The sequence below is a fragment of the Massilimicrobiota sp. mt181 genome, from assembly GCF_055420065.1.
Genome location: NZ_JBVAYN010000005.1, coordinates 24536 through 47561, shown reverse-complemented (window position 1 = coordinate 47561; position 23026 = coordinate 24536). Strand labels below are relative to the sequence as shown.

The following is a 23026-nucleotide window of genomic DNA, read 5'->3' as shown; positions in this document are numbered from 1 at the left end:
ATAGCATGAAAAATTATATATAATGAAACACATAAAGAGGGTGAAAAATATGAGAGAGATCAAACAGGAACAAATTATTGAAGCTGTCAAATCATTGTGCATGGAAGCAAATTATGAACTGCCTCAAGATGTGCAAAAAGCTATTTTTGATGCCTATCAAAATGAAGATGGGGAATTAGCCAAAGAAACACTTGGTATTTTAAGAAAAAATGCTGATATCGCACGCACATCAACGATGCCAATTTGTCAAGATACGGGTATGGCTTGTGTTTTTGTGGAAATGGGTCAGGATGTTCATGTACAAGGATCCCTTCAAGAAGCAATCAATGAAGGAGTTAGACAAGGATATCAGCAGGGATATTTAAGAAAAAGTATTGTTGATGATCCGGTTTTTGATAGAAAAAATACAATGGATAATACACCTGCGTTTATTCGTTATGAAATTGTTGCAGGTGATCAGTTAAAGATAACAGTTGCACCAAAAGGATTTGGTAGTGAAAACATGAGTCAGCTGAAAATGTTAAAGCCAAGTGATGGTGTAGAAGGAATTAAAGAGTTTGTTTTAAAAGTTGTCAATGATGCAGGACCAAATGCTTGTCCACCCATGGTTATTGGTGTAGGTATTGGAGGCTCTTTTGATTATGTGACATGGCTTGCTAAAAAAGCAATGTTAAGAGAAATAGGAACACACCATCCCGATCAACGTTATCAGGCATTAGAGGTTGAGTTGTTGGATAAGATTAACCAATTGGGGATAGGACCAGCAGGTTATGGAGGCAAGACAACAGCTTTATCATTAAATATTGAAACTGCTCCTACACATATAGCAGGGATGCCAGTTGCTGTAAGCATCTGTTGCCATGTAGCGAGACATAAGGAGGTTATTTTATGATAAAACATCTGACAACACCATTGATATCACAAGATGTTGAATCTTTAAATGCAGGTGATCAGGTTCTGTTATCAGGAGTGATTTATACGGCGAGAGACGCAGCCCATAAACGCTTGATAGAATTGATTGAAAATGGAAAGACGTTGCCCTTTGATGTAAAAGACCAGATTATTTATTATGTCGGACCTACTCCTGCAAAACCGGGTACTATATTTGGTAGTGGGGGACCAACGACTGCAGGACGTATGGATGCTTATGCTCCAAAACTTATGTCATTAGGTTTAAAAGGAATGATTGGCAAAGGTTATCGTCAAGACAGTGTTAAAAAAGCTATTCAGGATTATCAGGCTGTTTATTTTGGTGCTGTTGGTGGTGCTGGAGCATATATTTCACAATGTATTCAATCATGTGAAGTGATTGCTTTTGATGATTTGGGGCCAGAAGCTATTCGTCGTCTGGTTGTGAAAGATTTACCACTGACTGTGATTATAGATTCTCAGGGACACGATTTATATGAAAGAGGAAGAGCACAGTATTTAAAGGAGCATCATAATGACCATTCAGGATTATAATGAAGTAGATATTTTATATACATTGATGTCCTATGTGAATGTTTCATCACCCCAAGATATGTATTATTCTATTGCCCATACAATTCTCACTCATATTGATCAGATTCCAGGAATTAGCATTAATGATTTGGCTGATTTGTGTTATACCTCTCCAGCAACGATTTCTCGTTTTTGTAAAGATATGAATTGTAAAAGTTTTGTGAATTTTAAAGAAGAAATAGCGATTGCTTTAGAAATTGCTAGAAATGAAATTCATTTTTTACCAGAGGAATCAAAAAAGATTACAGAAAATCCTGAATATTTAAAAAATAAAATGTACCAGGAAGCTATTGAATCTCTTGGAATGGTTCAGACATCTGTCCAGATGGAAGATGTTGATCGTATTTGCAAAATGATTTATCAAGCCAAAAAGGTTCATATGATTGGATATCAATTTAATAAAATTATATCTAATGACTTTCAAATGAAAATGTTAAAACATCGTAAATTTGTTTATGCATTTGTTGAACGTGGAGATGAAATTCAACGTTTAGATATGATTGATGAAGAAAGTTTAGTCATTATTATTACTGTTCGTGCAAGAGAGCAGTTGATAAATGCTTTGATTGATAAGATTAAAGAACATCATCCTAAGATTCTCATTTTAACGATGAGTCAAACCTATCAGCATGAAAGTGTGGATTGGATATATCGCATTGAAGGAACAGAGAGTCAATATAGTGAATCTTCATTGCAGGGAACAATGAATTTTCTCAGTTTATTAAATTTGATCTATGTCAGATATGGTTTATTATATCGTGAATAGGAGGAGAATATATGTATAGTTTTTTAAATGATTATAGTGAAGGAGCCCATCCTCAAGTTTTAGAAGCACTTGTCAATACTAATATGGTTCAGACTGTAGGGTATGGAGAAGATGAATATTGTCAAAAAGCGAAAGATGTTATCAAAGAGCGTATTGGGAATAAAAATGCTGATGTCCATTTCTTAGTAGGGGGTACTCAGACCAATATGTTGATGATTTCATATGCCTTAAAACATTATCAGGCGGTCATTGCCTGTGATGAAGGACATATTCATGTGCATGAAACAGGTGCAGTAGAAGGCGCTGGACATAAAATTTTAGTGAAGCCTCATGTCCATGGTAAAGTGACATGTCAAATGATTGAGGATATCTGTCAGCATCATACAGATGAACATATGGTACAGCCACGTATGGTTTATATTTCTCAGACAACAGAACTGGGAACTTATTATACACGAGATGAATTAAAAGCTCTTTATGAAGTCACAAGAAAATATCATTTGTATTTATTTTTAGATGGAGCGAGATTGGGAAGCGCATTGGTTTTGCCAGATGCACCGAGTCTTCAAGAGATTGCTCAAAATGTTGATGCATTTTATATAGGTGGAACCAAAATGGGAGCTTTATTTGGTGAAGCTCTGGTGATTTTACATGATGATTTAAAACCACAATTTCGTTATCATATGAAAAATAAAGGAGCCATGCTTGCTAAGGGGCGTCTTTTAGGGATTCAATTTTATGAACTTCTTAAAGGAAATCTTTATGAAGAAATTGGAGAATATGAAAATCGTATGGCACAAGCTATTCGAGAAGCTTTCATTAAAAAAGGAATACCCATTTATGAACCCTCTTCAACAAATCAGATTTTTGTTGATCTTCCTCAAGAAGCTTTTGAACGTATTAATAAAGAATTTTTAGTGACACCTATGGGTAAAATTCCTGGTGGTCAACGTATACGTATTGTGACATCATGGGCAACCTCTCAAGATGCTGTTTCTGCATTGATACAAGTCATTCAAGAATTATAAAAGAAAAGATAGAATGAAAATAGGAATGAGACTGTACAAGCCTGACAATATGTATTATAATAACCCATAGGGAAGACCCTAATATACATAGAAATGGAGATTATAGTATGAATAAAAATGAATTATTAGAAAAGGTATCTTCTGCATCTGGATTATCAAAAAAGCAATCAGAAGCTGCAATTAACGCTTTTTTAGATACTTTAACTGATGTTTTAAAAGCAGGAGATAAAATTTCATTAAAAGGATTTGGAACTTTTGAAGTTCGTACAAGAGAAGCAAGAACAGGACGTAATCCAAGAACTGGTGAAACAATGGAAATTGCTGCTAGTAAAGTCCCTGCATTTAAAGCAAGCACTGCTTTAAAAAATGTTGTTAATAATAAGTAATCATTTAAAGACTGTAACACAAAATTGTTACAGTTTTTTTGTGCCAAAACAAAGATTTCAAACATAAAAAAACTATAAAGATCTTCTTCACTCAATCTTTATAGTTTTTATTGTTTATTTAATAATAACACCTTCGCAAGGAGCACCAGCAGCATTAGATTCATCTGTATCAATATGCATTGCTAAAGCATAGCTATCACTGACACGACAAACAACATCTCCAAAAACAAGAGAACGATCAGCAGATTTCACTTCCACACTGACAACGTCTTTATCTTTAACTCCAAATTCTTCAGCATCAGCAGGTGTCATATGAATATGACGTTTTGCGGCAATCACACCACAAGGGATTTCCACTTCTCCAGCAGGCCCAACTAATTTACATCCTGCAGTTCCTTCGATATCTCCTGATTCTCTGATTAAAGCTTTAATTCCTAATGATCTAGCATCTGTCAAAGAAACTTCTACTTGTGTTTGAGCACGAGTTGGTCCTAAGATTGACATTTTTGATTCGCCTTTTGGACCAATGACAGTCACTTTTTCCTGACACGCAAATTGTCCTGGCTGAGATAAATCTTTTTTGTTTGTTAAAACATATCCTTTACCAAATAAAGTTTCTAAATCTGCTTGTGACAAATGTACATGTCTTGCAGAAGTTTCGACTAAAATTGTTTTTCCCATAACATATCCTCCTATAACAATACATATCTTACAACTTTTTTGGTTATTTGCAAAGGGATTTATTTCTTTTTGATAAAAAACATATGGATAAAAAAAGAAGTCTTTGATTTTCATGAAAAGAAAAAGCTAACGTTTTACTTTTGTTAGAAAACTGATATAATAAAGAAGAAATGTAGGTGATATAGATTGAGTCTTAGTATGGTTATTAATTTTTTAAGGTCAGCTATAGATTTAATTGCAGTATGGTTTATTTTGTATTATTTGATTTCGATGTTTAAAACAAATATGAAAACAATGCAATTATTTAAAGGTGTCCTTTTTATTTTGATAGTTAAACTTTTAACGAGTTTATTAGGATTAACAACTTTAAATTATATGGTGGATAGTATTATCAATTGGGGTGTCTTAGCCATCATTATTATATTTCAGCCTGAAATTAGAACTCTATTAGAAAAAATGGGGCAAACAAAGAAAAACATTAAAAAAGAAATAAGTAATGATGAAAAAGAAAGACTCATGGATGAATTGGTAGATGCTATTTCGACACTTGCGAAAGAACAGACAGGTGCTCTTATTACTTTTGAAAGAACGCAATCTATGATTGATTATATTAACACTGGTACTAAGATTAACGCCGATATTAGAAGTGAACTTTTTTTGACGATTTTTTGGGAAGGAACACCTTTGCATGATGGCGCAACCATTATTCAAGGTGATCGTGTTGCCTGTGCAGCAGCTTTCTATCCTCCTACTAATAAGGAATTAAGTCCGAAATACGGAGCACGTCATAGAGCGGCTATTGGGATTAGTGAAATTACTGACTCTTTAACAGTTGTTGTCAGTGAAGAAACAGGAACGATTTCTTTTGCTTCTAATGGAGAATTAAGAAAGATTCCTTTAAAGGAATTAAGAGCTTCACTTGTCAATGAATTACAATGGTATAAATCTAGTGATGAAGGGGGTCAGGCTCATGAGTCCTAGAGATAAGAATAACAAACCGTTAAAAGATTCGACAACTGATTTTTTCTTAAAAGTTGTTGAAAAGGAAAAAGAAAAAAATACAAAAGAAATTGTCAATAAAGACAATATTAATGAAAAAAAAGTCAAAGCATTTGATACGGGTGCACGCTTTTACAATTATATGAATCAGATTTTAGATAAAATTCTTTCCAGTAAAGTTTCAATTATGATTTTATCTTTTATGATGGCGGCTGTTTTATTTTATAGCGTCTCAGGTAGAGATATTATGACAAGTCCAACTTCTGGGGCGACTTTGGAATATGTTCCGGTTCATGTAGAAAATCTGGATGAATCACTAGAAGCATCGGGAATTCCAGAAAGTGTGTCCGTTGTTTTGGTTGGACCGTCATTGGATATTTATAGAACGAATTTTTCTAATGATTATCAGGTTTATTTAGATTTACAGGATCTTCATGCTGGAGAATATGTTTTGAATTTACAGACAAGAAATTTTCCTGAGTCATTAGAAGTTGTTTCTATTCCAAGTTCTATTAAGGTCACACTTGCGAAAAAGGTCTCACAAACATTTGATTTAGGGTATCGCTTTATTAATGAAGATCAGCTAGATAGTAAATATTCTGTAAGTGTTGAAAGTATGGATTTGGATAGTGTAGAATTGCGTGCCAGTGAGGCAACATTATCAAGAGTTGAAACTGTAGAGGCTTGCATTGATGTTGCAAATCAGACTGAAGATTTTGAACAGAATGCACAAATTAAAGCCTATGATAGTGATGGAAATGAATTAAATGTAGAAATCAGTCCTGAAAACGTTCATGTTAATTGTCAGGTGTCTTCTTATAGTAAGACAGTCCCTGTTCATGTGAATTTTATTGGAGATTTGCCAACAGGATATCAGGTTTCAAATTATATCTTATCGCAAAGTGAAGTTGCTATTTTTGGATTAGAAGAAGATTTAGCAGATATCACACAAGTAGATGTTGATGTAGATATTAGTGATTTGAAATCAAGTACGACTTTCAATGATGTTTCATTGAAAAAAGTAAATGGTATTAATAAGTTTTCACAGGATAAGGTCAATGTTACTGTTGAGGTTGAAAAAGTCATTACAAAGAAAATTGATAACATTCCAATTAAGGTGTTGAATAATTCTCACAATTATAAAATTTCGTTTGCTGGACAGGGGCAGTATGCATCTGTTTCAGTTGCCGGAGCAGAGGATAAGATCAATGCTTTAAATGTTGATAATATTCAGGCTACAATTGATATCGATGGTTTGGATGTTGGAACACATCAAGTGAATGTTAAAATTGCTGGAGATGATGAGACATTAACAATGAAATTGTTATCATCTTCAAAAGTTACAATAAATATAGAAAGGAATTAGAATAATGGGAAAATATTTTGGAACAGACGGATTTAGAGGAGAAGCAAATGTAGATTTAACCGTAGAACACGCATTTGAAGTTGGGAGATATTTAGGATGGTATTATTCTCGTTCACATCGAGCAAGAATTGTTATTGGGAAAGATACAAGAAGAAGTTCTTATATGTTTGAATATGCGCTTGTTGCTGGATTAACTGCGAGTGGAGCTGATGCTTATTTATTACATGTCACAACAACACCTTCTGTTTCTTATGTTGTCAGAAGTGAAGAATTTGATTGTGGAATCATGATTTCAGCTTCACATAATCCTTACTATGATAATGGAATTAAAATTATTAATGGCAAAGGACATAAGTTGGAAGCAACAATAGAAAATTTAATTGAACAATATATTGATGGTTTAACTGATCCTATTCCATTGGCTACTAAAGATAAGATTGGAAGAACAATTGATTATTCAATGGGAAGAAATCGTTATATTGGTTATTTGATGAGTATTCCAACACGTGCTTTTAAAGATATTAAGGTTGGTCTTGACTGTGCGAATGGTTCTTCAAGTGCTATCGCTAAAAGTGTTTTTGATGCTTTAGGAGCTCAAACATATGTCATCAACAATCAACCAGATGGTCTTAATATTAATACCAATTGTGGGTCTACACATATTGAAGTTTTACAGAAATATGTTGTAGAAAATGGTTTGGATGTTGGTTTTGCTTATGATGGAGATGCTGATCGTTGTATTGCAGTAGACGAGTTTGGACGCGTTGTCAATGGAGATTTGATATTATATCTTTGTGGATTAGAAATGAAACAAAAAGGAGAACTTCTTAATAATACCATTGTCACAACAATCATGAGTAACTTTGGTTTATATAAATCATTGGATAAAGTGGGTATTCGATATGAAAAAACAGCTGTAGGTGACAAATATGTTTATGAAAACATGGTTAAAAATGGTCATTGTATTGGTGGAGAACAATCTGGTCATATTATCTTTTCTAAGCATGCAACGACTGGGGATGGAATTTTAACATCATTAAAAATTATGGAAACAATGGTAGAAAACAAAAAAACACTTGCCCAGTTAACAGAACAAGTAGAAATTTATCCACAGTTATTAATTAATGTCCGTGTTACTGATAAAACTTTAGCTCAAAATGATCCTGATGTTCAAAAAGCTATCGAAGAAGTTAAAGAAGCTCTAGGTGATGAAGGAAGAATTTTAGTGCGTGAAAGTGGAACTGAACCAGTTGTGAGAGTTATGGTTGAAGCTCAAAGTGATGAAATCTGTCATGAATATGTTTTAAAGGTTGTCAATGTTATTAAAGACAAAGGATATGCTGTAGAAAAATAATATAATTTCACATAGTATCACAAAATATTGCCATTTTATATGGCAATATTTTGTATATAATGAATGAAAGAGGTGAGGAAAGTGAAATACCGTATAAATATTATAGATGATGAAAAAAATTTGAATGACCTTGTCAGAACTTACTTAGAAAAAGAAGGATATATTGTTTATTCTTTCTACACATATGAGGAAGCCTTTTTACATAAAGATGATGATGTTCATTTATGGATTGTAGATATTATGCTGGATAAAAATAGTGGTTTTGATCTTTTAAATGAAATTAAAGCTTGTAAACCAGATATGCCTATTGTCTTTATGAGTGCCAGAGATCAGGAATTTGATCGTATTATTGGTTTAGAAAAAGGCTGTGATGAATATATTACAAAGCCATTTAATATTAAAGAGTTGATTTTAAGGATTCATAATGTTTTAAAACGTGTCTATAAAGATGATCCTGCGCTTATTAATATTGATGGATATGCGATTGATGAAGAAAAGAGAAAAGTCTTATTTCAAAATGAAGAGATTGAATTAACAACGAAAGAATATGAACTCTTGTTATATTTTATCAAAAATAAGGGATTAGCAATTTCACGTGATCAGGTGTTATCAAAAGTATGGGATGAAAATTATTTTGGAAGCGATCGTGTTGTTGATGATACTTTGCGTCGTTTAAGAAAGAAAATGCCAGATTTAAATATTAAAACTATTTACGGATTTGGTTATCGATTAGATTAATATGAAAAAAATAATAAGGAAGTTAACATCTTATTTATCTTTTTTTAAAAAACTTTCATTGGTTCAACAGTTAATTGTTGTCTTGTGTTTTGTTGGATTGTTGCTGGTGGCTGTTTTGATGCCAATTGTTGATTATAATTTGACTTCAATTGTTGACAAACAGATGTATGAGACCTTAACGATTTCACAATACTCTATTATTTATAACAATACAATGCCATATCGACAGGAAAAAGAAGTTTATCATATTATTTATGATACTTCAAATAACACTTTTACTGAATACAATATTGGAAAAGTACAAACTGTTTATGATTTTTATTCTTATCTTTTTAGAGATGATTTGTATCGTATTATTCAAACAGATCAGGATGTTATTAAGAATAAAGGTGAATATCAGTCGGATACATATTATTATATTATTAAAAGAATGAATAATACATCCAAGTATCTGATATCGTTAGTTGATAGTGACTATTCAGCATCATTGATTGCATCTTTAAGAAATCAGATCATTTATATTCAATATGGATTCTTTATTATTTTTGCATTGGTTATGATTTTATGGGTTTTGACATTGATCAGTCCTTTAAAGAAGATTAAAAATTATATTGACAATATTAAAGAGAGAAAAGATAGTGATTTGATTATTAATCGTGAAGATGAAATAGGAATTGTTTCTAAGGCATTGGTTGAGATGAAAGAAGACTTAGATAAACAAGAAAGCATTAAAGAAGAAATGATTCATAATATTTCTCATGATTTGAAAACACCAATAGCTTTAATTCAAACATATGCCCAGAGTATTAAAGATGATGTGTATCCTTATGGTGATAAAGATAGCTCAATTGATGTTATTTTAGAAAATGCAGATCGTTTAGAACATAAAGTCAAATCATTTTTATATTTAAATCGTTTGGATTATTTACAGGGTGAAGGTAATGAAATAGGGTCTTTTGCTATTAAGGAGCTCATTGAAAAAATTGTTTTACAGATGGATTTAATGAAGCCTGATATACATTTAAAAACAGAGTTAGAAGATGTTCAATTTGATGGTGATGAAGAGCATTGGCGCGTGGCTATAGAAAATATTATTGAAAATGCTTCTCGTTATGCAAAAGGACTGATTCAAATTACTTTGAAAGATGGATATCTGGAAATATATAATGATGGTGAAAATATTGATGAAGCCACTTTACCTTATTTATTTGATCCATATGTTAAAGGTGTCAAAGGACAGTTTGGTTTGGGATTATCCATTGTGAGTAAGATTGCTTCTATGTTTCAATATTCTGTGACTGCGAAGAATCATGATATAGGTGTTAGTTTTATCTTTCAAAAGAAAAAATAAAGCATATCATTTATTCAGATATGCTTTATTATTTTTATTGTTTTTTTGGATCTTTAACGATTTCAGCAATAGAAGTTACAGCACTGGCAATGCCTTGTAGATCTGAAGGAATAATGATCTTTGTTGCTTCTCCTTTGCCTAGACTTTCTAAAGCTTTGAATCCTTCCAAAGTCATGTATTGTTGTTGTGGTTGAGAATTATTAATATATTCGATACCTTTGGCTTGTGCTTCATAAACTAATCTTAAGGCTTCAGCTTCACCCTCAGCTCTTGCAATCTGTGCTTCTTTTTCAGCAGTTGCTTCAAGAATCATAGATTCTTTTTTGCCTTCAGCAGTTAAGATAGCAGCTGTCTTTTTACCTTCAGCCTGTAAGATTGCTTCACGTCTTTCACGTTCGGCACGCATTTGTTTTTCCATAGCTTCTTGAATATCACGAGGTGGGATGATATTTTTCACTTCTACACGATGAATTTTGATTCCCCAAGGATCTGTCGCTTCATCAAGAATAGAACGCATACGAGAATTAATGATATCTCTTGATGTTAATGTTTCATCTAACTCCAAATCACCAATGATATTACGCAATGTTGTAGCTGTTAATGTTTCAATTGCATTAAGTGGTCTGACAACCCCATAAGTAAATAATTTTGGGTCAGTAATTTGAAAATAAACGACAGTATCAATTTGCATAGTGACATTATCTTTTGTAATAACAGGTTGTGGTGCAAAATCCAAAACTTGTTCTTTTAAAGATACTTTATTAGCAATTCTATCCAACAAAGGAATCATGATATGCAATCCAACTGTACAAGTTCGGTTATAAGCTCCGATTCTTTCGACAACATAAGCATATGATTGAGGAATAATACGAATTGTTTTTGCGACAATCACAATAATAAGTACAACGAGAATAATAATCCAAAAATAATTAATAATTCCATCTAACATGAAATATCATCTCCTTTATCTAATTTTTTAACAATGACATGAGAACCTTCAATGGAAACAACTTCAGCATATTCACCAATCTGAATTTTTTCATTATTAAGACTGGTAGCAGCCCATAGATTCCCCATAACTTTGACTTCACCTTTATGATCAGCTGTAATTGTTTCTGTGACTAAGCAATGTTTACCAATAATACGATCAAGATTTGTTTTGACTATATTTCCTCTTAAATATTTTTTGGCCAGGGGTCTTGAAATAAAAATACATACAAGGGAAACAATGACAAAAACAATAATTTGCAAAGTTTGACTGAGTCCAAGAAATTCTCCAATTAATGCAATAAGCGCACCAACTGCAAACCAGATACTTACTAAATCAATTGTTATAGCTTCTACAATAACTGAAATCACAAGAACAAGAGTCCATACAAGAGTTATTGACATCAAAATTCCTCCTCCCTTATAGTTGAACAATCATTATGGAGTGTACAATATCATATACGGCTTTGTATTTATAACATTGCTGTTTTGAAAAATCTAAACCAAATTCTGCAGTGAGGTCTTGGACAAATGATTTATTGGAAATTCTTCCATAGCTTTTTCCAAGTGAAATACGATGTAATTGACTTTTTGGATAAATATTTTCATCAATTTCCTGCTTTGTAACAGGTTTGATTCCAATTTGTTTATTTTCTCTATCAATCCCTAAAAGAACATAATTCACGTCTTCAAAATGAACACAGGCTGCTTTATTTAATGTTAAATTGGCTTCGTAAATTGTAACAGTCATTGTGGCTATATCATTTGTTGACCATTCAAAGCTCATTTATATCCTCCTCCTTAATACCATTATATTATTTATATTATTTTTTTGCAATAAAATTAAAAAAGAATTTAAATGAGTTGGTATACAATCAAATCAAGATAGTTTATAATACTAATAAAAGGAGAAAAGAATGAAAAAGAAAATATTACTTATTTTATCAATGATATTGTTATCAGCCTGTCAGCCGACAGAAAAGATTCAAAAAATTTCTTTGAGTCAGCCAGTCAAGCTTCTTTACTTTTATATTGAAACTTGTTCAGAATGCCAATCTTTTCAGGATCATGCCATTCCTTATCTCCAGGAAACATTTGGAGATGATTTAACAATCGTTCAATATGACTTGGATGATGAAAAGACACAATCTGTCTATGAAGATGTGATTGATGATTTGGAAGCATTTGATCAGTCCTTATATGGCATGGGGCCTATGTATGCCCTAGAGGGATATTTTGCGAAAGTGGGATATACCTCAGGTGATGAAGAATATTTGGTGCAAGATATTGAAAAAGCTGTCAACAATGAAGCGTTGAGTGATGAATTAAGTGGACTGCGTTTTGAGTATCAGGAACAATAAAATGAAAAAATTATTTTTAGTTTTTCTTTTATTATTAAGTGGTTGTCAAACAAAACCACAGTATTATCTATATGTTTATTATGCTCAAACATGTCCGCATTGTCGTTCATTTATACAAGTTGTGATTCCTGAATTGGAAGAACAATATGGCTCACAGATGAAAATCACAACACTGGATATAGATGAAGAAAGTTCAATAGAGGCCTATGCCAAAACTTGTAGTCTATTAGAAGGTTATGAAGTCAATGATCAGTCTGGAAGTGTGCCTTTTATTGTTTTAGATGGTTATTTTGCATTGGTTGGTTATCAGATGGGTGAAGATCAGCAAATGCTGGAAATGATTCATCAGGCGATAGCTGGTGAAGAATTATCAGTTGATAATCAAGAAATATACTTTTTTAAAGATGGTCAGACATTTCACGAAGGAGGATGATGTAAGTTATGTCAACACCACATAATCAAGCTCAAAAAGGAGAAATTGCAAAAACAGTTTTAATGCCAGGAGATCCATTGCGTGCAAAATTTTTGGCTGAACATTATTTAGAAGATGTTCATCAATTTAATACAGTGAGAAATATGTTTGGATATACTGGATTATATCACGGAAAGAAAGTTTCTATTATGGGTTCAGGAATGGGACAGCCTTCTATTGGAATATATTCCCATGAACTCTTTAATGAATATGGAGTCGAAGCGATTATTCGTATTGGATCTTGTGGTGCATTACAGGAAAATGTACATTTAAGAGATATTATTATTGTTCAAGGTTCATGTACTGATAGCAATTTTGCGCATCAATATGAATTGCCTGGTACATATTCTGCAATCAGTTCTTATGATTTGTTAGAAAAAGCTGTTGAACAGGCCAAAATGAAAAATGTTCGCTATCATGTAGGGAATGTCGTTGCTTCTGATATTTTTTATCATGCTGATCAGGATTCTGGAAAGAAATGGGCTTCTATGGGATGCCTTGGAGTCGAGATGGAATCATATGCTTTATTTGCAACAGCAGCATATTTGGGAAAGAAAGCTTTGACATTATTGACTGTTTCTGATTCTTTAGTGACTCAGGAAGAAACGACAGCTCAAGAAAGAGAACAGACATTTACAGCTATGATGGAAATCGCATTGGAGATTGCGTAATGTTAAAAAAAGTTGCTCTTTATGATTTTGACAATACTATTGCTACGGGTGATACAATTGTCAGATTATTAAAACATGATTTAAAAAAACATCCTGGACATTTTTTATATTTTTTTAAGGTTACCTTTTATTATGGCTTATATCTTTTACATCTGGGAAGTTTTGAAAAAGCAAAATCAGCATTATTATTTCCTTTGGATAGTATGGATTATGGACAGCTGAAAGAGTTTTATCAACAGGAAGTCGTCCCTTCTTATTATCCACATATGATTAAACAAATGGAAAAAGAACGAGAAGAAGGCTATATCATTATTGTTTGTACTGCTTCTTGTGAGGCTTATATGCAATTTCATGATTTACCGATTAATTGTTTGCTAGGAACGAAAACAGCAGACAAAAACAATCACCCTAGTAGTGTGATTGTTGGTAAAAATTGCAAAGGTCAGGAAAAAGTTCCACGTATTTTAGCGTATTTAAAATCACAGAATATAGAAATTGATTTTGATCACTCTGTTGCTTATTCAGATTCAGTTTCGGATTTACCTATGTTATCTCTCGTTAAAAATCGAAAGAGAATCGCTTTAAAAACAGGAGAAATCAGTGATTTTCATGAATAAAAGCCACAATGTGTGGCTTTTATTTTATGTGTCTAAATCAGTAAAAAGTAACATGATATTGATAACACCGGCAATTCCTACAATCATATAAATGATTGCGCTTAAGAGGGCATCGCCAAAAATGGCTTCTACGAGATTGAAATTAAAGAGGCCAATGAGTCCCCAGTTGATTGCACCAATAATGGTAAAAACTAAAGCAATTTTCTGTATCATATTCATTATTTGTCTCCTCCTAATGATATTATAACCAAAGTCTTTTTCTTTATTCATAAAAAAAATGACAAATCATAAGATGTGATGAGGAGGAAACATCATGAATAAAAAAATTATTGCCATTGCTGCAGTTATTGTTGTCATTGTTTTTGGTGTGAGTATATGGATGTTGAATTCATCATCGTTAGACGATTTGATTGAAGAAGCCAGCCAATGTCAAAGCTATCAATTAGTCAGCAATATGGAAATGCTGGAAAATGATGAATTAAAATCATATCAGGTGACATCTACATTTGCACGTATAGATGATCAGGATTTTTATAAAGTTGAACTTTATGATAAATCTTTAAATCAATCACAGGTCATAGTGAGAAATGACGAAGGTGTTTTTGTATTGACTCCATCACTAAATCAAGCTTTCCAATTTCAAAGTGATTGGCCTAACAATTCACCAAAACCATACATCTATCAATCTTTAATTACTTTTTTAAGTGAAAACAAACCAGAAAAAACGAAAGATGGATATTTGGTTCAAGGAGAGATGACTTATGAAAATGATGAACGTGTCAAGAGTCAGGAAGTCAAGTTTGATAAGGATTTAAAACCCGTTTATGTGAGTGTCTTTGATCAGGATGGTACCGAAGTGATTAAAGTGGAAGTGACATCTTTTGAATTGAATGCATCCATGAAAAAAGATGATTTCTCACAAAAAAATATCGCTGAAGCAACAAAGAGTGCTTATACGGATAGTGTTTCTGCATCCTTACCATTATATCCTGTATCACTTATGGGTTCTGTATTAGAAAATGAAAAAGTATCAGAAATCGATGATGAAATTAATCATATTTTAAAATTTACGGGAGATAAGTCATTTACAATTGTTGAAAAAACATCTAAAGAAAATGAAGATTTAGAAATTGAAAACATCGATGCTCAAATGATTGATATGATAGATGGTGTGGCATTTGAAAAGGATCAGCAGATGACATATATTTCTTCTGGTGTTGTTTGTTCATTATATTCTAATGATTTAACACAGCAGGAAAAACTGGCTGTTTTATCAAGTATGCAGTCATCTCAGGTGAAATAGGGGAAAACCCTATTTTTTCTTGAAAAAAGAGATATGATAGATTATACTAAAACATTGAAAAGGGGTGGAAATGTGACACATTATCGTGATACTTATGCCTGTATACATTTAGATTATTTAAAAGATAATGTTGAAACACTATATCAAAAAGTACGTAAACCATTGATGGCCATCATTAAAGCGAATGCTTATGGTCATGGTTACCAGGAAGTTGCCAATATGCTTAAAGATAATCCGCATATTTCAATGTTTGGTGTCGCAACTTTAAAGGAAGCCATTGATTTAAGAAATATTGGCATTGAACAGGATATTCTGGTGTTAGGGGGAATCCCTATTGAAGATTTGGATCTGGTTATTCGCTATGATATCACTTTATCTCTTTTTTCAAGAGAATATATGGAAGAAATTATCAAATTATATCATCATGATCGACCAGTCAAAGTGCACATCAAAATTGATACAGGAATGAATCGTATTGGTTTGAAATCAAAAGAAGAGTTTGAAGATATCTTACAAGCATGTAAGAGCTCTATTTTTCAGGTTGATGGTGTTTTTACTCATTTTGCGACAGCTGATGATGAAAATCAGAAGGATGCTTATGAAAAACAAATAAACATGTTTTATGAAATAATAGGAGATCATACTTTTAAATATATTCATTGTCAAAATTCAGCTGCTATGATGTATCATCATGATACACGTTCAAATTTGGCACGTATTGGTATTGCTATGTATGGAGTTGATCCTGCCGGCGAGGAATGTGATGCACTGAAACAAGCGATGTCTTTATATACACGTGTTGTCATGATCAAGAAAGTGAAAAAAGGAGAACGTATTGGTTATGGACTCACGTATACAGCTTTGGAAGATGAATATATTGCGACTTTACCAATTGGTTATGCTGATGGTATTATTAGGGCTAATCAAGGAAGAAAAGTTTATATTCAAGGAAAATATTATCCTATTGTTGGAAGAGTCTGTATGGACCAAATGATGGTGAAGGTAGATGAAGATGTTCACTTGCATGATTTAGTGGAAATTTTTGGTGAACATATTTCATTGGCTCAGATGGCAAAGGAATTGTCAACAATTCCTTATGAAATTGTTTGTCTTGTCAGTGAACGTGTTGAAAGAATTTATGTAAAATAAAAAATCCCGTTTTGGGATTTTTTTATTCAAAATTTTCATGAATAAAATCATATAAAGAATAATATTGGTTATATCCTTCTTTTTTGGCAGTCACTTTGCCATCTTTGATAATAAAAGTGACAGGATATGTAACGTTTGTATCAAAGGTTTCTTCTACATAACTATCAATATCATCGATTTCTGAAGTATCTAAGTAATAAAAAGGTGTAGAACGATTTTTGGTTGTATAAGTTGTCATAATATCTTGATAGCTGGCAACTGTTGAATCTGTAGAATCTCCTAATACCACAACAAAATCTTTCTTATCTTTGACCATTTGTGTTAATTCATTTTGAGAAACAGTTTTATAATCTTTGAATGTTGCCTGACGATATATAAATAATCCTAAGAAGATGACAAGAACCAAACCAAAGACACTAATTTCTTTTGCAAACTTCTTTATAAAATTCATGTTTTAAGCCTCCTAATGCCACTATTCTAACAAATTTCATGACGGATGACAATAAGAAGATTGTGTGAATGTTTGGGCTTGTTTATACACAATGTTTCTTTTATAATGGTAATGAGGTGAGTAATCATGAATGAACACGATTCAACTCGTTATATATTTGCACAAAGTATTAAAGATTTAATGATGACACAGTCTTTAGATAAAATAACCGTTACAGATATTGTAAAGCATAGTGGTATGACCAGACAGACTTTTTATCGTTATTTTAAAGATAAATATGATTTAGTTAATTGGTATTTTGAAAAGCTGGCTGATAAATCATTTCGACAGATTGGTAATTCTTCAACCCTGAGAGAAGGGCTAATCAAAAAATTTACTTTTTTGTTGAATGATAAAATCTTTTTTATGCAGGCTTTTCAATCTAAAGATTATAATAATGTCGAAAATTATGATTATCAGTGTATTTTAGAGTTTTATCAGAATATCATTCATAAAAAAATTGGAGAAATCCCACCCGATATTATGTTTTTATTAGAAATGTATTGTCATGGCTCTATTACTATGACAGTAGAATGGGCTGTTTCTGGTATGCAGAAGACACCTGAAGAAATTGCTGATTTATTAATTGAAGCTTTGCCTTTAAAATTAGAAAGATTACTTTCTGATTTGTCTTAGAATTATCAAATAAGTTAATATGATGATAACAGTAGTTGAAAGACTACTTTTTTTGTTGAAAAGGTTATGATTTCAATCAATGGTTGACAAGGAATCAAAATGTGACAAACGCTTTTATTTGTCACTTGTTTTTATTTTCACATGAATGATAAAATAAAGACAGTTAGAAAAGGAGATAGATAAAGATGGCAAACAGATTTGTATTAAATGAAACAAGTTATCATGGAAAAGGAGCAATTCAGGAAATTCCTAATGAAGCCAAAGCACGTGGATTTCAAAAAGCATTAGTTTGTTCTGATCCTGATTTACTTCAATTTGATGTGACTAAAAAAGTTACAGATTTATTAGATGAAGCAGGATTGGCTTATGAAATTTATTCAGATATTAAACCAAATCCAACAATTGAAAATGTTCAACATGGTGTTAAAGCGTTACATGATGCACAAGCTGATTATATTATTGCAATTGGTGGAGGATCATCAATGGATACAGCAAAAGCAGTTGGTATCATTGATCGTAACCCAGAATTTGCTGATGTAAGAAGTCTTGAAGGTGTTGCTGATACTAAAAATCCATGTACACCAATCTTTGCAGTACCAACAACTGCAGGAACTGCTGCTGAAGTTACAATTAATTATGTCATTACAGATGCACAAAAAGATCGTAAAATGGTATGTGTAGATGTTCATGATATTCCAGTTGTTGCTTTTGTTGATCCAGATATGATGTCAACAATGCCAGCAAGCTTAACTGCTGCTACTGGTATGGATGCATTGACTCATGCAATTGAAGGATATATTACAAAAGGTGCTTGGGAATTAAGTGATATGTTCCATTTAAAAGCAATTGAAATCATTTCTAAGAATTTAAGAGGAGCAGTTAAAAATACACCAGAAGGTAGAGAAGGAATGGCTTTAGGTCAATATGTTGCTGGAATGGGATTCTCTAACGTTGGTTTAGGATTGGTTCACTCAATGGCTCACCCATTAGGAGCTTTATATGATACACCTCATGGTGTTGCTAATGCGATTATTTTACCAACAGTTATGGAATATAATGCTCCATATACTGGTGAAAAATATAAAGATATTGCAGAAGCTATGGGAGTAGATACAACAGGTATGAGTCAAGAAGAATATCGTCAAGCTGCTGTTGATGCAGTTAAACAATTATCTCAAGATGTTGGTATTCCAGCTGATTTAAAGGAAATTGTGAAAGAGGAAGATTTGGATTTCTTAAGTGAATCTGCTTTAGCAGACGCATGCTGTCCAGGTAATCCTCGTGATACAAGTGTAGAAGAAATCAAGGCATTATACAAATCATTATTATAATAGCCTAAGTGCATCTATATAGGGATGCACTTTTTTATTGTTATTTTTAAAATATCATCCTATAGACAATAAAATGACATTGTAAATTTTCTTGGGCTCAATTATAATAAAGATGGAGAGTGAGATCAATGGAAATGATTAATCAGACACTCATAATGTCTTTTTTAGGAATAATGGCTGCCAGCAGTATTGTTTTTCCAATACTTTTTTTGGCTCAAAAAAGAAAACAGCATCGAGAATTCATGCGTATGATGACAATGAAAAATGAGCAGAAAAAAGATTAATGGATGGAAGATAATGTTTGTGAAGAGCTTTTGATAGCGACTAGGTCGTTTGACAATTCTATGGTTTTATAGTAATATTTAGGAAATTTATGTGATTAGAAGGAGATATGTTTTAAAATGGACTCGAGTCAGATAGCTATGATTTTTATCTTTATTATACTGATTTCTTTATCGGCATTGTTTTCCATGAGTGAGACAGCTTTTATGTCAATTAATAAAATCAGAGTTAAAACATTAGCTGAAGAAAATAATAAAAAAGCGATTCTTATTCTTTCTTTATTGAAAGAGCAAAATCGTTTATTAAGTTCTGTTTTAGTTGGAAATAACTTGGTGAATATTGCTGCTTCATCTTTGACAACATCTTTTGTTATCAGCATTTTTGGAAATGAGGGAACAGGTGTTGCCATAGCAACAGGTTTAGTTACATTAATTATTTTGATTTTTGGGGAAATTACACCTAAGTCTCTAGCAACGCAAAATGCAGAATCTATTGCTTTTGGTGTTTGTCGTTTTATTAAGTTTATTACTATCGTATTTACACCCGTTGTAGCTATTTTAAATATTGTATCTGGTTTTTTTGTGCGCCTCTTTGGTGGAAATGCTACAAAAGGGCCAACAATGACTGAAGAAGATTTAAAGACAATTGTGACTGTTTCTCATGAAGAAGGAGTTCTTGAGGATGAAGAAAAAGAAATGATTCATAATGTTTTTGAATTTGGGGATACTGAAATCAAGGAAATCATGACACCAAGAATCCATGTAGAAAGTATTTCAGATGATACAACTTATGATGAAATCATTACAACTTTTAGAGATTGTCAATTCTCTCGATTGCCTGTTCATAATGATTCGTTTGATGAAATTATAGGTGTGCTTTATATCAAGGATTTATTTTTGGTTGATGTCAATCGAGATGATTTTGATGTCAAAAAAGTCATGAGAGATACTTATTTTGTCTATGAGTTTAATCAAATCTCTGATGTTTTTGAAGCTATGCGTAAAGAGCATGTATCATTAGCTGTTGTGTTAGATGAATATGGTGTGATGAGTGGAATTGTGACTCTAGAGGATATAGTTGAAGAAATTGTTGGAGAAATTGATGATGAATATGATGAAATTGAACAATCTGTTATTGATTTGGGCAATGGAGAATATTTAATTGACGGAAGTTTAAATATTGATGAAGTGAATGATGCATGTGAGACATCATTTGATTCAGAAGATTTTGAATCTATCGGTGGTTTGGTTTTAGGACAATGTAATGGTAGCCCAGAAGTTCATCAGAAAATTATTATTGATCGTGTCATTTTTACAATTGAAGAAATTGATAAAAATAGAATTGTTTTATTAAGATTAAAAAAAGTACCAGAAGATAATGAACAGAAAGGAGAGGAAAAACAAAATTAGTGTTTTTCCTTTCTTGTTGGTGGAGGCAATCTATGAAAGAATTTTATGAACGTTGTACGATTATTTATGATGATTACCGCACTGCGATACCGACATATGCAGCTGCGGCTTTAGCGTTTTATCTTTTGTTGTTGTTAGTCCCAGCATTTACCTTAATTGCGATTGGAACATCGCTTTTTAATATCGATATGACCATTTTACAAAATATTATTGAACAGTTTGTTGTTAAGGAATATGCACAGATGTTAATTGAGATTCTGCAGTCACGTTCTTTTAATACAGTTGCGTTGGTAACGATTCTGGTCTCTATTTATACAGTTTCAAGAGGAATTGGAAATATTTATGAAATCAGTAAACGTATGTATCAGCCTGATGCCGATGAGAGTATTATAGGTTTTTATTTATATACGATTAAGATTACCATATATCTCTTATTGCTATTTATTGGTGTTATCGGTATTACAGCTATTGGCCCACTTGCTTATATTTTTAATTTTTTATATTCTTATGCAGCTATTCGACATATTCTTTTATATTTTTTAATATGTTTTTGTTTAACTGGTATTTATATGATTGTGCCAAGAATGAAAATACATTATAGTGATGCTTTTCAAGGAGCTTTGGTTGCAAGTGTGTTATTATTAATTTTATATTATGCATTAAATATTTATTTTCAGTTTGCTGATTATCAATCTGTATATGGACCTTTAGCTTCAATTGTCATTGTTTTATTTGTCTTTAATTGGACTGCTGAGTTTTTCTATGTAGGTATGTATATTACAAATATTTTATATTTCAGGAGGATTTCTAATGAGAAAAGAAAGAGTAGAAATAAAGAAATTGGGAATTAATGGAGAAGGCATTGGATATATTCATAAAAAAATATGTTTTATTCCAAATGCTTTGCCTGGAGAAGTTGTTGATATTGAAATTTTGCAGGAAACGCGTCAGTTTATGAAAGCAAAAGTCCTTTCTTATGTCAAAAAGTCAGCAGATCGTCAGTTATCTTTATGTAAGGAATCAGCAAATTGTCAGGGGTGCGCTTTAACAACATTACAATATCGTCAACAGTTAGTATATAAACGTCATGTTTTGAAGGATGCTTTAAAAAAGTATACACAATTTGATGTTGAGCATTTGCCAATTGAAAAGACAGTAGCTGCTCCTGTAACAGATCATTATCGTCAGGTTGTTTCCTTACCAATAACTTATTTGAAAGGAAAGATTTATGCAGGAATCTTTCAACGTGAAACCAAATATTTAACATTGATGAATCAATGTCCTATGCAAGATACATTGATTAATGAATGTATTCAAAAAGTTGAAGACATTTTAAATGCTCATCATGTCAGAGATTATAATGATAAAGTCAAAAAAGGTTTACGTTTTATGCGTATGCGAAATATTGATGGACAAATTCAGATCTTGTTTGTGACAGGGCAAGATGGTATCAAAAATGAAGTGGTAGAGGAAATCAGTCGCATTCCTGCTGTGAAAAGTATCTGGTATACAATCAATACAACACGTTATCAGCAATTTGAAATGCAGGGATATAAAAAGGTTTATGGTCAATCTATTCTACCTTTTTCTTGTTTTGATCAACAATATCTTTATTCTGTAAAATCTGAATTTCCAGTTTTCCCACAAATGGAACAAAAGAAAATGGAAATGATTGCATCAATGTTATCACCAGATTCTCAAATCTTGTCATTAAATTGTGGTATTGGTTTACTGGAACTTTCATTGAAACAAAATATTGTTGCAGTGGATGAAAAGAATTATCACATTAAAGATGCTAAGGATAATGCTAAGTTTTTAGGAAAAAATCATATACAGTGGATTTGTCAGAATGTAAATGAAGCCACTATCAATCAATGTAAGAAACAGCGTTTTGATGAGGTCATTGTCAGAAGTTCACAATTAAGTGATGCATTTAAACAAAGTTTTATTTTATCTAAGGTGAAACACATTGTATATGTGAGTGACCATCCATCTTCTTTAGCTAAAGATCTTGAAGAATTGGATAAATATTATCAAATTGAACGTATTATTCCAATCGATACATATCCATATTCAGCTAAATTTGATACAATTGTCAGCTTGGTTAGAAAATAAGTTCCTTTTATGGAACTTTTTTTCTATAGAA

The 23026-nt window shown here is 32.2% G+C and carries 28 protein-coding genes; 22 read left to right on the top strand and 6 right to left on the bottom strand.

Features of this window, described 5'->3' with window-relative positions:
• Positions 1-49: 49 nt before the first annotated feature.
• From ACZYT4_RS04550 to ACZYT4_RS04530, 5 genes are all read left to right on the top strand, one after another.
• Positions 50-892 (top strand): fumarate hydratase, encoded by an 843-nt coding sequence (locus tag ACZYT4_RS04550; RefSeq protein WP_463782851.1) that lies wholly within the window; start codon positions 50-52, stop codon positions 890-892.
• Complete coding sequence (locus ACZYT4_RS04545; RefSeq protein WP_463782849.1) at positions 889-1464, top strand: Fe-S-containing hydro-lyase; 576 nt, start codon at positions 889-891, stop codon at positions 1462-1464. The genes ACZYT4_RS04550 and ACZYT4_RS04545 overlap by 4 nt, the downstream gene beginning before the upstream one ends.
• The gene (locus ACZYT4_RS04540; protein ID WP_463782848.1) at positions 1445-2269 is read left to right on the top strand and encodes a MurR/RpiR family transcriptional regulator; all 825 of its coding nucleotides are present in this window, start codon (positions 1445-1447) and stop codon (positions 2267-2269) included. The genes ACZYT4_RS04545 and ACZYT4_RS04540 overlap by 20 nt, the downstream gene beginning before the upstream one ends.
• 11 nt (positions 2270-2280) lie before the next feature.
• Entirely contained in the window at positions 2281-3297 is a 1017-nt protein-coding gene (locus ACZYT4_RS04535; RefSeq protein ID WP_463782844.1) for a threonine aldolase family protein, read from the top strand.
• A 107-nt stretch (positions 3298-3404) separates the two neighbouring features.
• Positions 3405-3683 (top strand): HU family DNA-binding protein, encoded by a 279-nt coding sequence (locus tag ACZYT4_RS04530; RefSeq protein WP_463782843.1) that lies wholly within the window; start codon positions 3405-3407, stop codon positions 3681-3683.
• A 114-nt stretch (positions 3684-3797) separates the two neighbouring features.
• Here the strand turns inward: ACZYT4_RS04530 and pduL are convergent, their stop codons facing one another.
• Positions 3798-4364: a phosphate propanoyltransferase gene (pduL, locus tag ACZYT4_RS04525; RefSeq protein ID WP_463782840.1), complete on the bottom strand. Its 567-nt coding sequence runs from the start codon at positions 4362-4364 to the stop codon at positions 3798-3800.
• A gap of 198 nt (positions 4365-4562) precedes the next feature.
• Here pduL and cdaA point away from each other — a divergent pair, with 198 nt between their 5' ends.
• The 5 genes from cdaA (at position 4563) to ACZYT4_RS04500 (ending at position 10172) form a co-directional block, all read left to right on the top strand.
• Positions 4563-5345: a diadenylate cyclase CdaA gene (gene cdaA, locus ACZYT4_RS04520; protein ID WP_463783015.1), complete on the top strand. Its 783-nt coding sequence runs from the start codon at positions 4563-4565 to the stop codon at positions 5343-5345.
• Positions 5335-6729, top strand: coding sequence for a CdaR family protein (locus ACZYT4_RS04515; protein ID WP_463782838.1), 1395 nt, complete (start codon positions 5335-5337; stop codon positions 6727-6729). Before cdaA ends, ACZYT4_RS04515 begins: the two co-directional genes overlap by 11 nt.
• 4 nt (positions 6730-6733) lie before the next feature.
• Entirely contained in the window at positions 6734-8083 is a 1350-nt protein-coding gene (glmM, locus tag ACZYT4_RS04510; RefSeq protein WP_463782835.1) for a phosphoglucosamine mutase, read from the top strand.
• Positions 8084-8164: 81 nt separating this feature from the next.
• Positions 8165-8821, top strand: coding sequence for a response regulator transcription factor (locus ACZYT4_RS04505; protein WP_463782832.1), 657 nt, complete (start codon positions 8165-8167; stop codon positions 8819-8821).
• A 1-nt stretch (position 8822) separates the two neighbouring features.
• Entirely contained in the window at positions 8823-10172 is a 1350-nt protein-coding gene (locus ACZYT4_RS04500; RefSeq protein WP_463782829.1) for a HAMP domain-containing sensor histidine kinase, read from the top strand.
• A 34-nt stretch (positions 10173-10206) separates the two neighbouring features.
• On the opposite strand, the gene ACZYT4_RS04495 is transcribed toward ACZYT4_RS04500, so the two are convergent.
• Genes ACZYT4_RS04495 through ACZYT4_RS04485 form a run of 3 tightly spaced genes read right to left on the bottom strand, consistent with a single transcriptional unit; the run spans position 10207 to position 11946 of the window.
• Positions 10207-11121 (bottom strand): SPFH domain-containing protein, encoded by a 915-nt coding sequence (locus ACZYT4_RS04495; protein WP_463782825.1) that lies wholly within the window; start codon positions 11119-11121, stop codon positions 10207-10209.
• On the bottom strand, positions 11115-11564 hold the full coding sequence (locus ACZYT4_RS04490) for an NfeD family protein (protein ID WP_463782822.1): 450 nt from the start codon (positions 11562-11564) through the stop codon (positions 11115-11117). Before ACZYT4_RS04490 ends, ACZYT4_RS04495 begins: the two co-directional genes overlap by 7 nt.
• A gap of 16 nt (positions 11565-11580) precedes the next feature.
• Positions 11581-11946: a hypothetical protein gene (locus ACZYT4_RS04485; protein WP_463782819.1), complete on the bottom strand. Its 366-nt coding sequence runs from the start codon at positions 11944-11946 to the stop codon at positions 11581-11583.
• Between the two features lie 130 nt (positions 11947-12076).
• Here ACZYT4_RS04485 and ACZYT4_RS04480 point away from each other — a divergent pair, with 130 nt between their 5' ends.
• The 4 genes from ACZYT4_RS04480 to ACZYT4_RS04465 are packed head-to-tail and all read left to right on the top strand — an operon-like array spanning position 12077 to position 14280.
• Positions 12077-12520: a hypothetical protein gene (locus ACZYT4_RS04480; protein ID WP_463782815.1), complete on the top strand. Its 444-nt coding sequence runs from the start codon at positions 12077-12079 to the stop codon at positions 12518-12520.
• Position 12521: 1 nt separating this feature from the next.
• Positions 12522-12953 (top strand): YbbN family protein, encoded by a 432-nt coding sequence (locus tag ACZYT4_RS04475; protein ID WP_463782813.1) that lies wholly within the window; start codon positions 12522-12524, stop codon positions 12951-12953.
• Between the two features lie 8 nt (positions 12954-12961).
• Positions 12962-13663, top strand: a complete 702-nt coding sequence (gene deoD / locus ACZYT4_RS04470; protein ID WP_463782810.1) for a purine-nucleoside phosphorylase — start codon at positions 12962-12964, stop codon at positions 13661-13663.
• Positions 13663-14280 carry an HAD family hydrolase gene (locus ACZYT4_RS04465; RefSeq protein WP_463782809.1) on the top strand — a complete coding sequence of 206 codons (618 nt, stop codon included), beginning with the start codon at positions 13663-13665 and terminating at the stop codon, positions 14278-14280. Before deoD ends, ACZYT4_RS04465 begins: the two co-directional genes overlap by 1 nt.
• Positions 14281-14304: 24 nt before the next feature.
• Here ACZYT4_RS04465 and ACZYT4_RS04460 read toward each other — a convergent pair whose 3' ends face one another.
• A complete protein-coding gene (locus ACZYT4_RS04460; protein WP_463782807.1) occupies positions 14305-14499 on the bottom strand; it encodes a DUF378 domain-containing protein in 195 nt (64 codons plus the stop codon).
• Between the two features lie 94 nt (positions 14500-14593).
• Here ACZYT4_RS04460 and ACZYT4_RS04455 point away from each other — a divergent pair, with 94 nt between their 5' ends.
• A complete protein-coding gene (locus tag ACZYT4_RS04455) occupies positions 14594-15583 on the top strand; it encodes a LolA family protein (RefSeq protein ID WP_463782805.1) in 990 nt (329 codons plus the stop codon).
• A gap of 72 nt (positions 15584-15655) precedes the next feature.
• Positions 15656-16732: an alanine racemase gene (gene alr / locus ACZYT4_RS04450; protein ID WP_463782802.1), complete on the top strand. Its 1077-nt coding sequence runs from the start codon at positions 15656-15658 to the stop codon at positions 16730-16732.
• 22 nt (positions 16733-16754) lie between these two features.
• Here alr and ACZYT4_RS04445 read toward each other — a convergent pair whose 3' ends face one another.
• Positions 16755-17183 (bottom strand): hypothetical protein, encoded by a 429-nt coding sequence (locus tag ACZYT4_RS04445; RefSeq protein WP_463782800.1) that lies wholly within the window; start codon positions 17181-17183, stop codon positions 16755-16757.
• Between the two features lie 126 nt (positions 17184-17309).
• On the opposite strand from ACZYT4_RS04445, the gene ACZYT4_RS04440 reads away from it, so the two are divergent.
• From ACZYT4_RS04440 to rlmD, 6 genes are all read left to right on the top strand, one after another.
• Positions 17310-17858 (top strand): TetR/AcrR family transcriptional regulator C-terminal domain-containing protein, encoded by a 549-nt coding sequence (locus ACZYT4_RS04440; RefSeq protein ID WP_463782798.1) that lies wholly within the window; start codon positions 17310-17312, stop codon positions 17856-17858.
• A gap of 185 nt (positions 17859-18043) precedes the next feature.
• On the top strand, positions 18044-19189 hold the full coding sequence (gene fucO / locus ACZYT4_RS04435) for a lactaldehyde reductase (protein WP_463782796.1): 1146 nt from the start codon (positions 18044-18046) through the stop codon (positions 19187-19189).
• A gap of 128 nt (positions 19190-19317) precedes the next feature.
• Positions 19318-19473 carry a hypothetical protein gene (locus tag ACZYT4_RS04430; RefSeq protein ID WP_463782794.1) on the top strand — a complete coding sequence of 52 codons (156 nt, stop codon included), beginning with the start codon at positions 19318-19320 and terminating at the stop codon, positions 19471-19473.
• Positions 19474-19590: 117 nt separating this feature from the next.
• Positions 19591-20880, top strand: coding sequence for a hemolysin family protein (locus tag ACZYT4_RS04425; protein ID WP_463782792.1), 1290 nt, complete (start codon positions 19591-19593; stop codon positions 20878-20880).
• 32 nt (positions 20881-20912) lie between these two features.
• Positions 20913-21731 carry a YihY/virulence factor BrkB family protein gene (locus tag ACZYT4_RS04420; RefSeq protein WP_463782790.1) on the top strand — a complete coding sequence of 273 codons (819 nt, stop codon included), beginning with the start codon at positions 20913-20915 and terminating at the stop codon, positions 21729-21731.
• Positions 21691-22995 (top strand): 23S rRNA (uracil(1939)-C(5))-methyltransferase RlmD, encoded by a 1305-nt coding sequence (gene rlmD, locus ACZYT4_RS04415; protein ID WP_463782788.1) that lies wholly within the window; start codon positions 21691-21693, stop codon positions 22993-22995. The genes ACZYT4_RS04420 and rlmD overlap by 41 nt, the downstream gene beginning before the upstream one ends.
• The last annotated feature ends 31 nt before the right edge of the window (positions 22996-23026 follow it).

Coding starts and splice junctions, on each gene's coding strand:
- ACZYT4_RS04550 (WP_463782851.1), top strand. CDS start 50: ATGAGAGAGATCAAACAGGAACAAATTATTGAAGCTGTCAAATCATTG.
- ACZYT4_RS04545 (WP_463782849.1), top strand. CDS start 889: ATGATAAAACATCTGACAACACCATTGATATCACAAGATGTTGAATCT.
- ACZYT4_RS04540 (WP_463782848.1), top strand. CDS start 1,445: ATGACCATTCAGGATTATAATGAAGTAGATATTTTATATACATTGATG.
- ACZYT4_RS04535 (WP_463782844.1), top strand. CDS start 2,281: ATGTATAGTTTTTTAAATGATTATAGTGAAGGAGCCCATCCTCAAGTT.
- ACZYT4_RS04530 (WP_463782843.1), top strand. CDS start 3,405: ATGAATAAAAATGAATTATTAGAAAAGGTATCTTCTGCATCTGGATTA.
- pduL (WP_463782840.1), bottom strand. CDS start 4,364: ATGGGAAAAACAATTTTAGTCGAAACTTCTGCAAGACATGTACATTTG.
- cdaA (WP_463783015.1), top strand. CDS start 4,563: ATGGTTATTAATTTTTTAAGGTCAGCTATAGATTTAATTGCAGTATGG.
- ACZYT4_RS04515 (WP_463782838.1), top strand. CDS start 5,335: ATGAGTCCTAGAGATAAGAATAACAAACCGTTAAAAGATTCGACAACT.
- glmM (WP_463782835.1), top strand. CDS start 6,734: ATGGGAAAATATTTTGGAACAGACGGATTTAGAGGAGAAGCAAATGTA.
- ACZYT4_RS04500 (WP_463782829.1), top strand. CDS start 8,823: ATGAAAAAAATAATAAGGAAGTTAACATCTTATTTATCTTTTTTTAAA.
- ACZYT4_RS04495 (WP_463782825.1), bottom strand. CDS start 11,121: ATGTTAGATGGAATTATTAATTATTTTTGGATTATTATTCTCGTTGTA.
- ACZYT4_RS04490 (WP_463782822.1), bottom strand. CDS start 11,564: ATGTCAATAACTCTTGTATGGACTCTTGTTCTTGTGATTTCAGTTATT.
- ACZYT4_RS04485 (WP_463782819.1), bottom strand. CDS start 11,946: ATGAGCTTTGAATGGTCAACAAATGATATAGCCACAATGACTGTTACA.
- ACZYT4_RS04480 (WP_463782815.1), top strand. CDS start 12,077: ATGAAAAAGAAAATATTACTTATTTTATCAATGATATTGTTATCAGCC.
- ACZYT4_RS04475 (WP_463782813.1), top strand. CDS start 12,522: ATGAAAAAATTATTTTTAGTTTTTCTTTTATTATTAAGTGGTTGTCAA.
- deoD (WP_463782810.1), top strand. CDS start 12,962: ATGTCAACACCACATAATCAAGCTCAAAAAGGAGAAATTGCAAAAACA.
- ACZYT4_RS04465 (WP_463782809.1), top strand. CDS start 13,663: ATGTTAAAAAAAGTTGCTCTTTATGATTTTGACAATACTATTGCTACG.
- ACZYT4_RS04460 (WP_463782807.1), bottom strand. CDS start 14,499: ATGAATATGATACAGAAAATTGCTTTAGTTTTTACCATTATTGGTGCA.
- ACZYT4_RS04455 (WP_463782805.1), top strand. CDS start 14,594: ATGAATAAAAAAATTATTGCCATTGCTGCAGTTATTGTTGTCATTGTT.
- ACZYT4_RS04445 (WP_463782800.1), bottom strand. CDS start 17,183: ATGAATTTTATAAAGAAGTTTGCAAAAGAAATTAGTGTCTTTGGTTTG.
- ACZYT4_RS04440 (WP_463782798.1), top strand. CDS start 17,310: ATGAATGAACACGATTCAACTCGTTATATATTTGCACAAAGTATTAAA.
- fucO (WP_463782796.1), top strand. CDS start 18,044: ATGGCAAACAGATTTGTATTAAATGAAACAAGTTATCATGGAAAAGGA.
- ACZYT4_RS04430 (WP_463782794.1), top strand. CDS start 19,318: ATGGAAATGATTAATCAGACACTCATAATGTCTTTTTTAGGAATAATG.
- ACZYT4_RS04425 (WP_463782792.1), top strand. CDS start 19,591: ATGGACTCGAGTCAGATAGCTATGATTTTTATCTTTATTATACTGATT.
- ACZYT4_RS04420 (WP_463782790.1), top strand. CDS start 20,913: ATGAAAGAATTTTATGAACGTTGTACGATTATTTATGATGATTACCGC.
- rlmD (WP_463782788.1), top strand. CDS start 21,691: ATGAGAAAAGAAAGAGTAGAAATAAAGAAATTGGGAATTAATGGAGAA.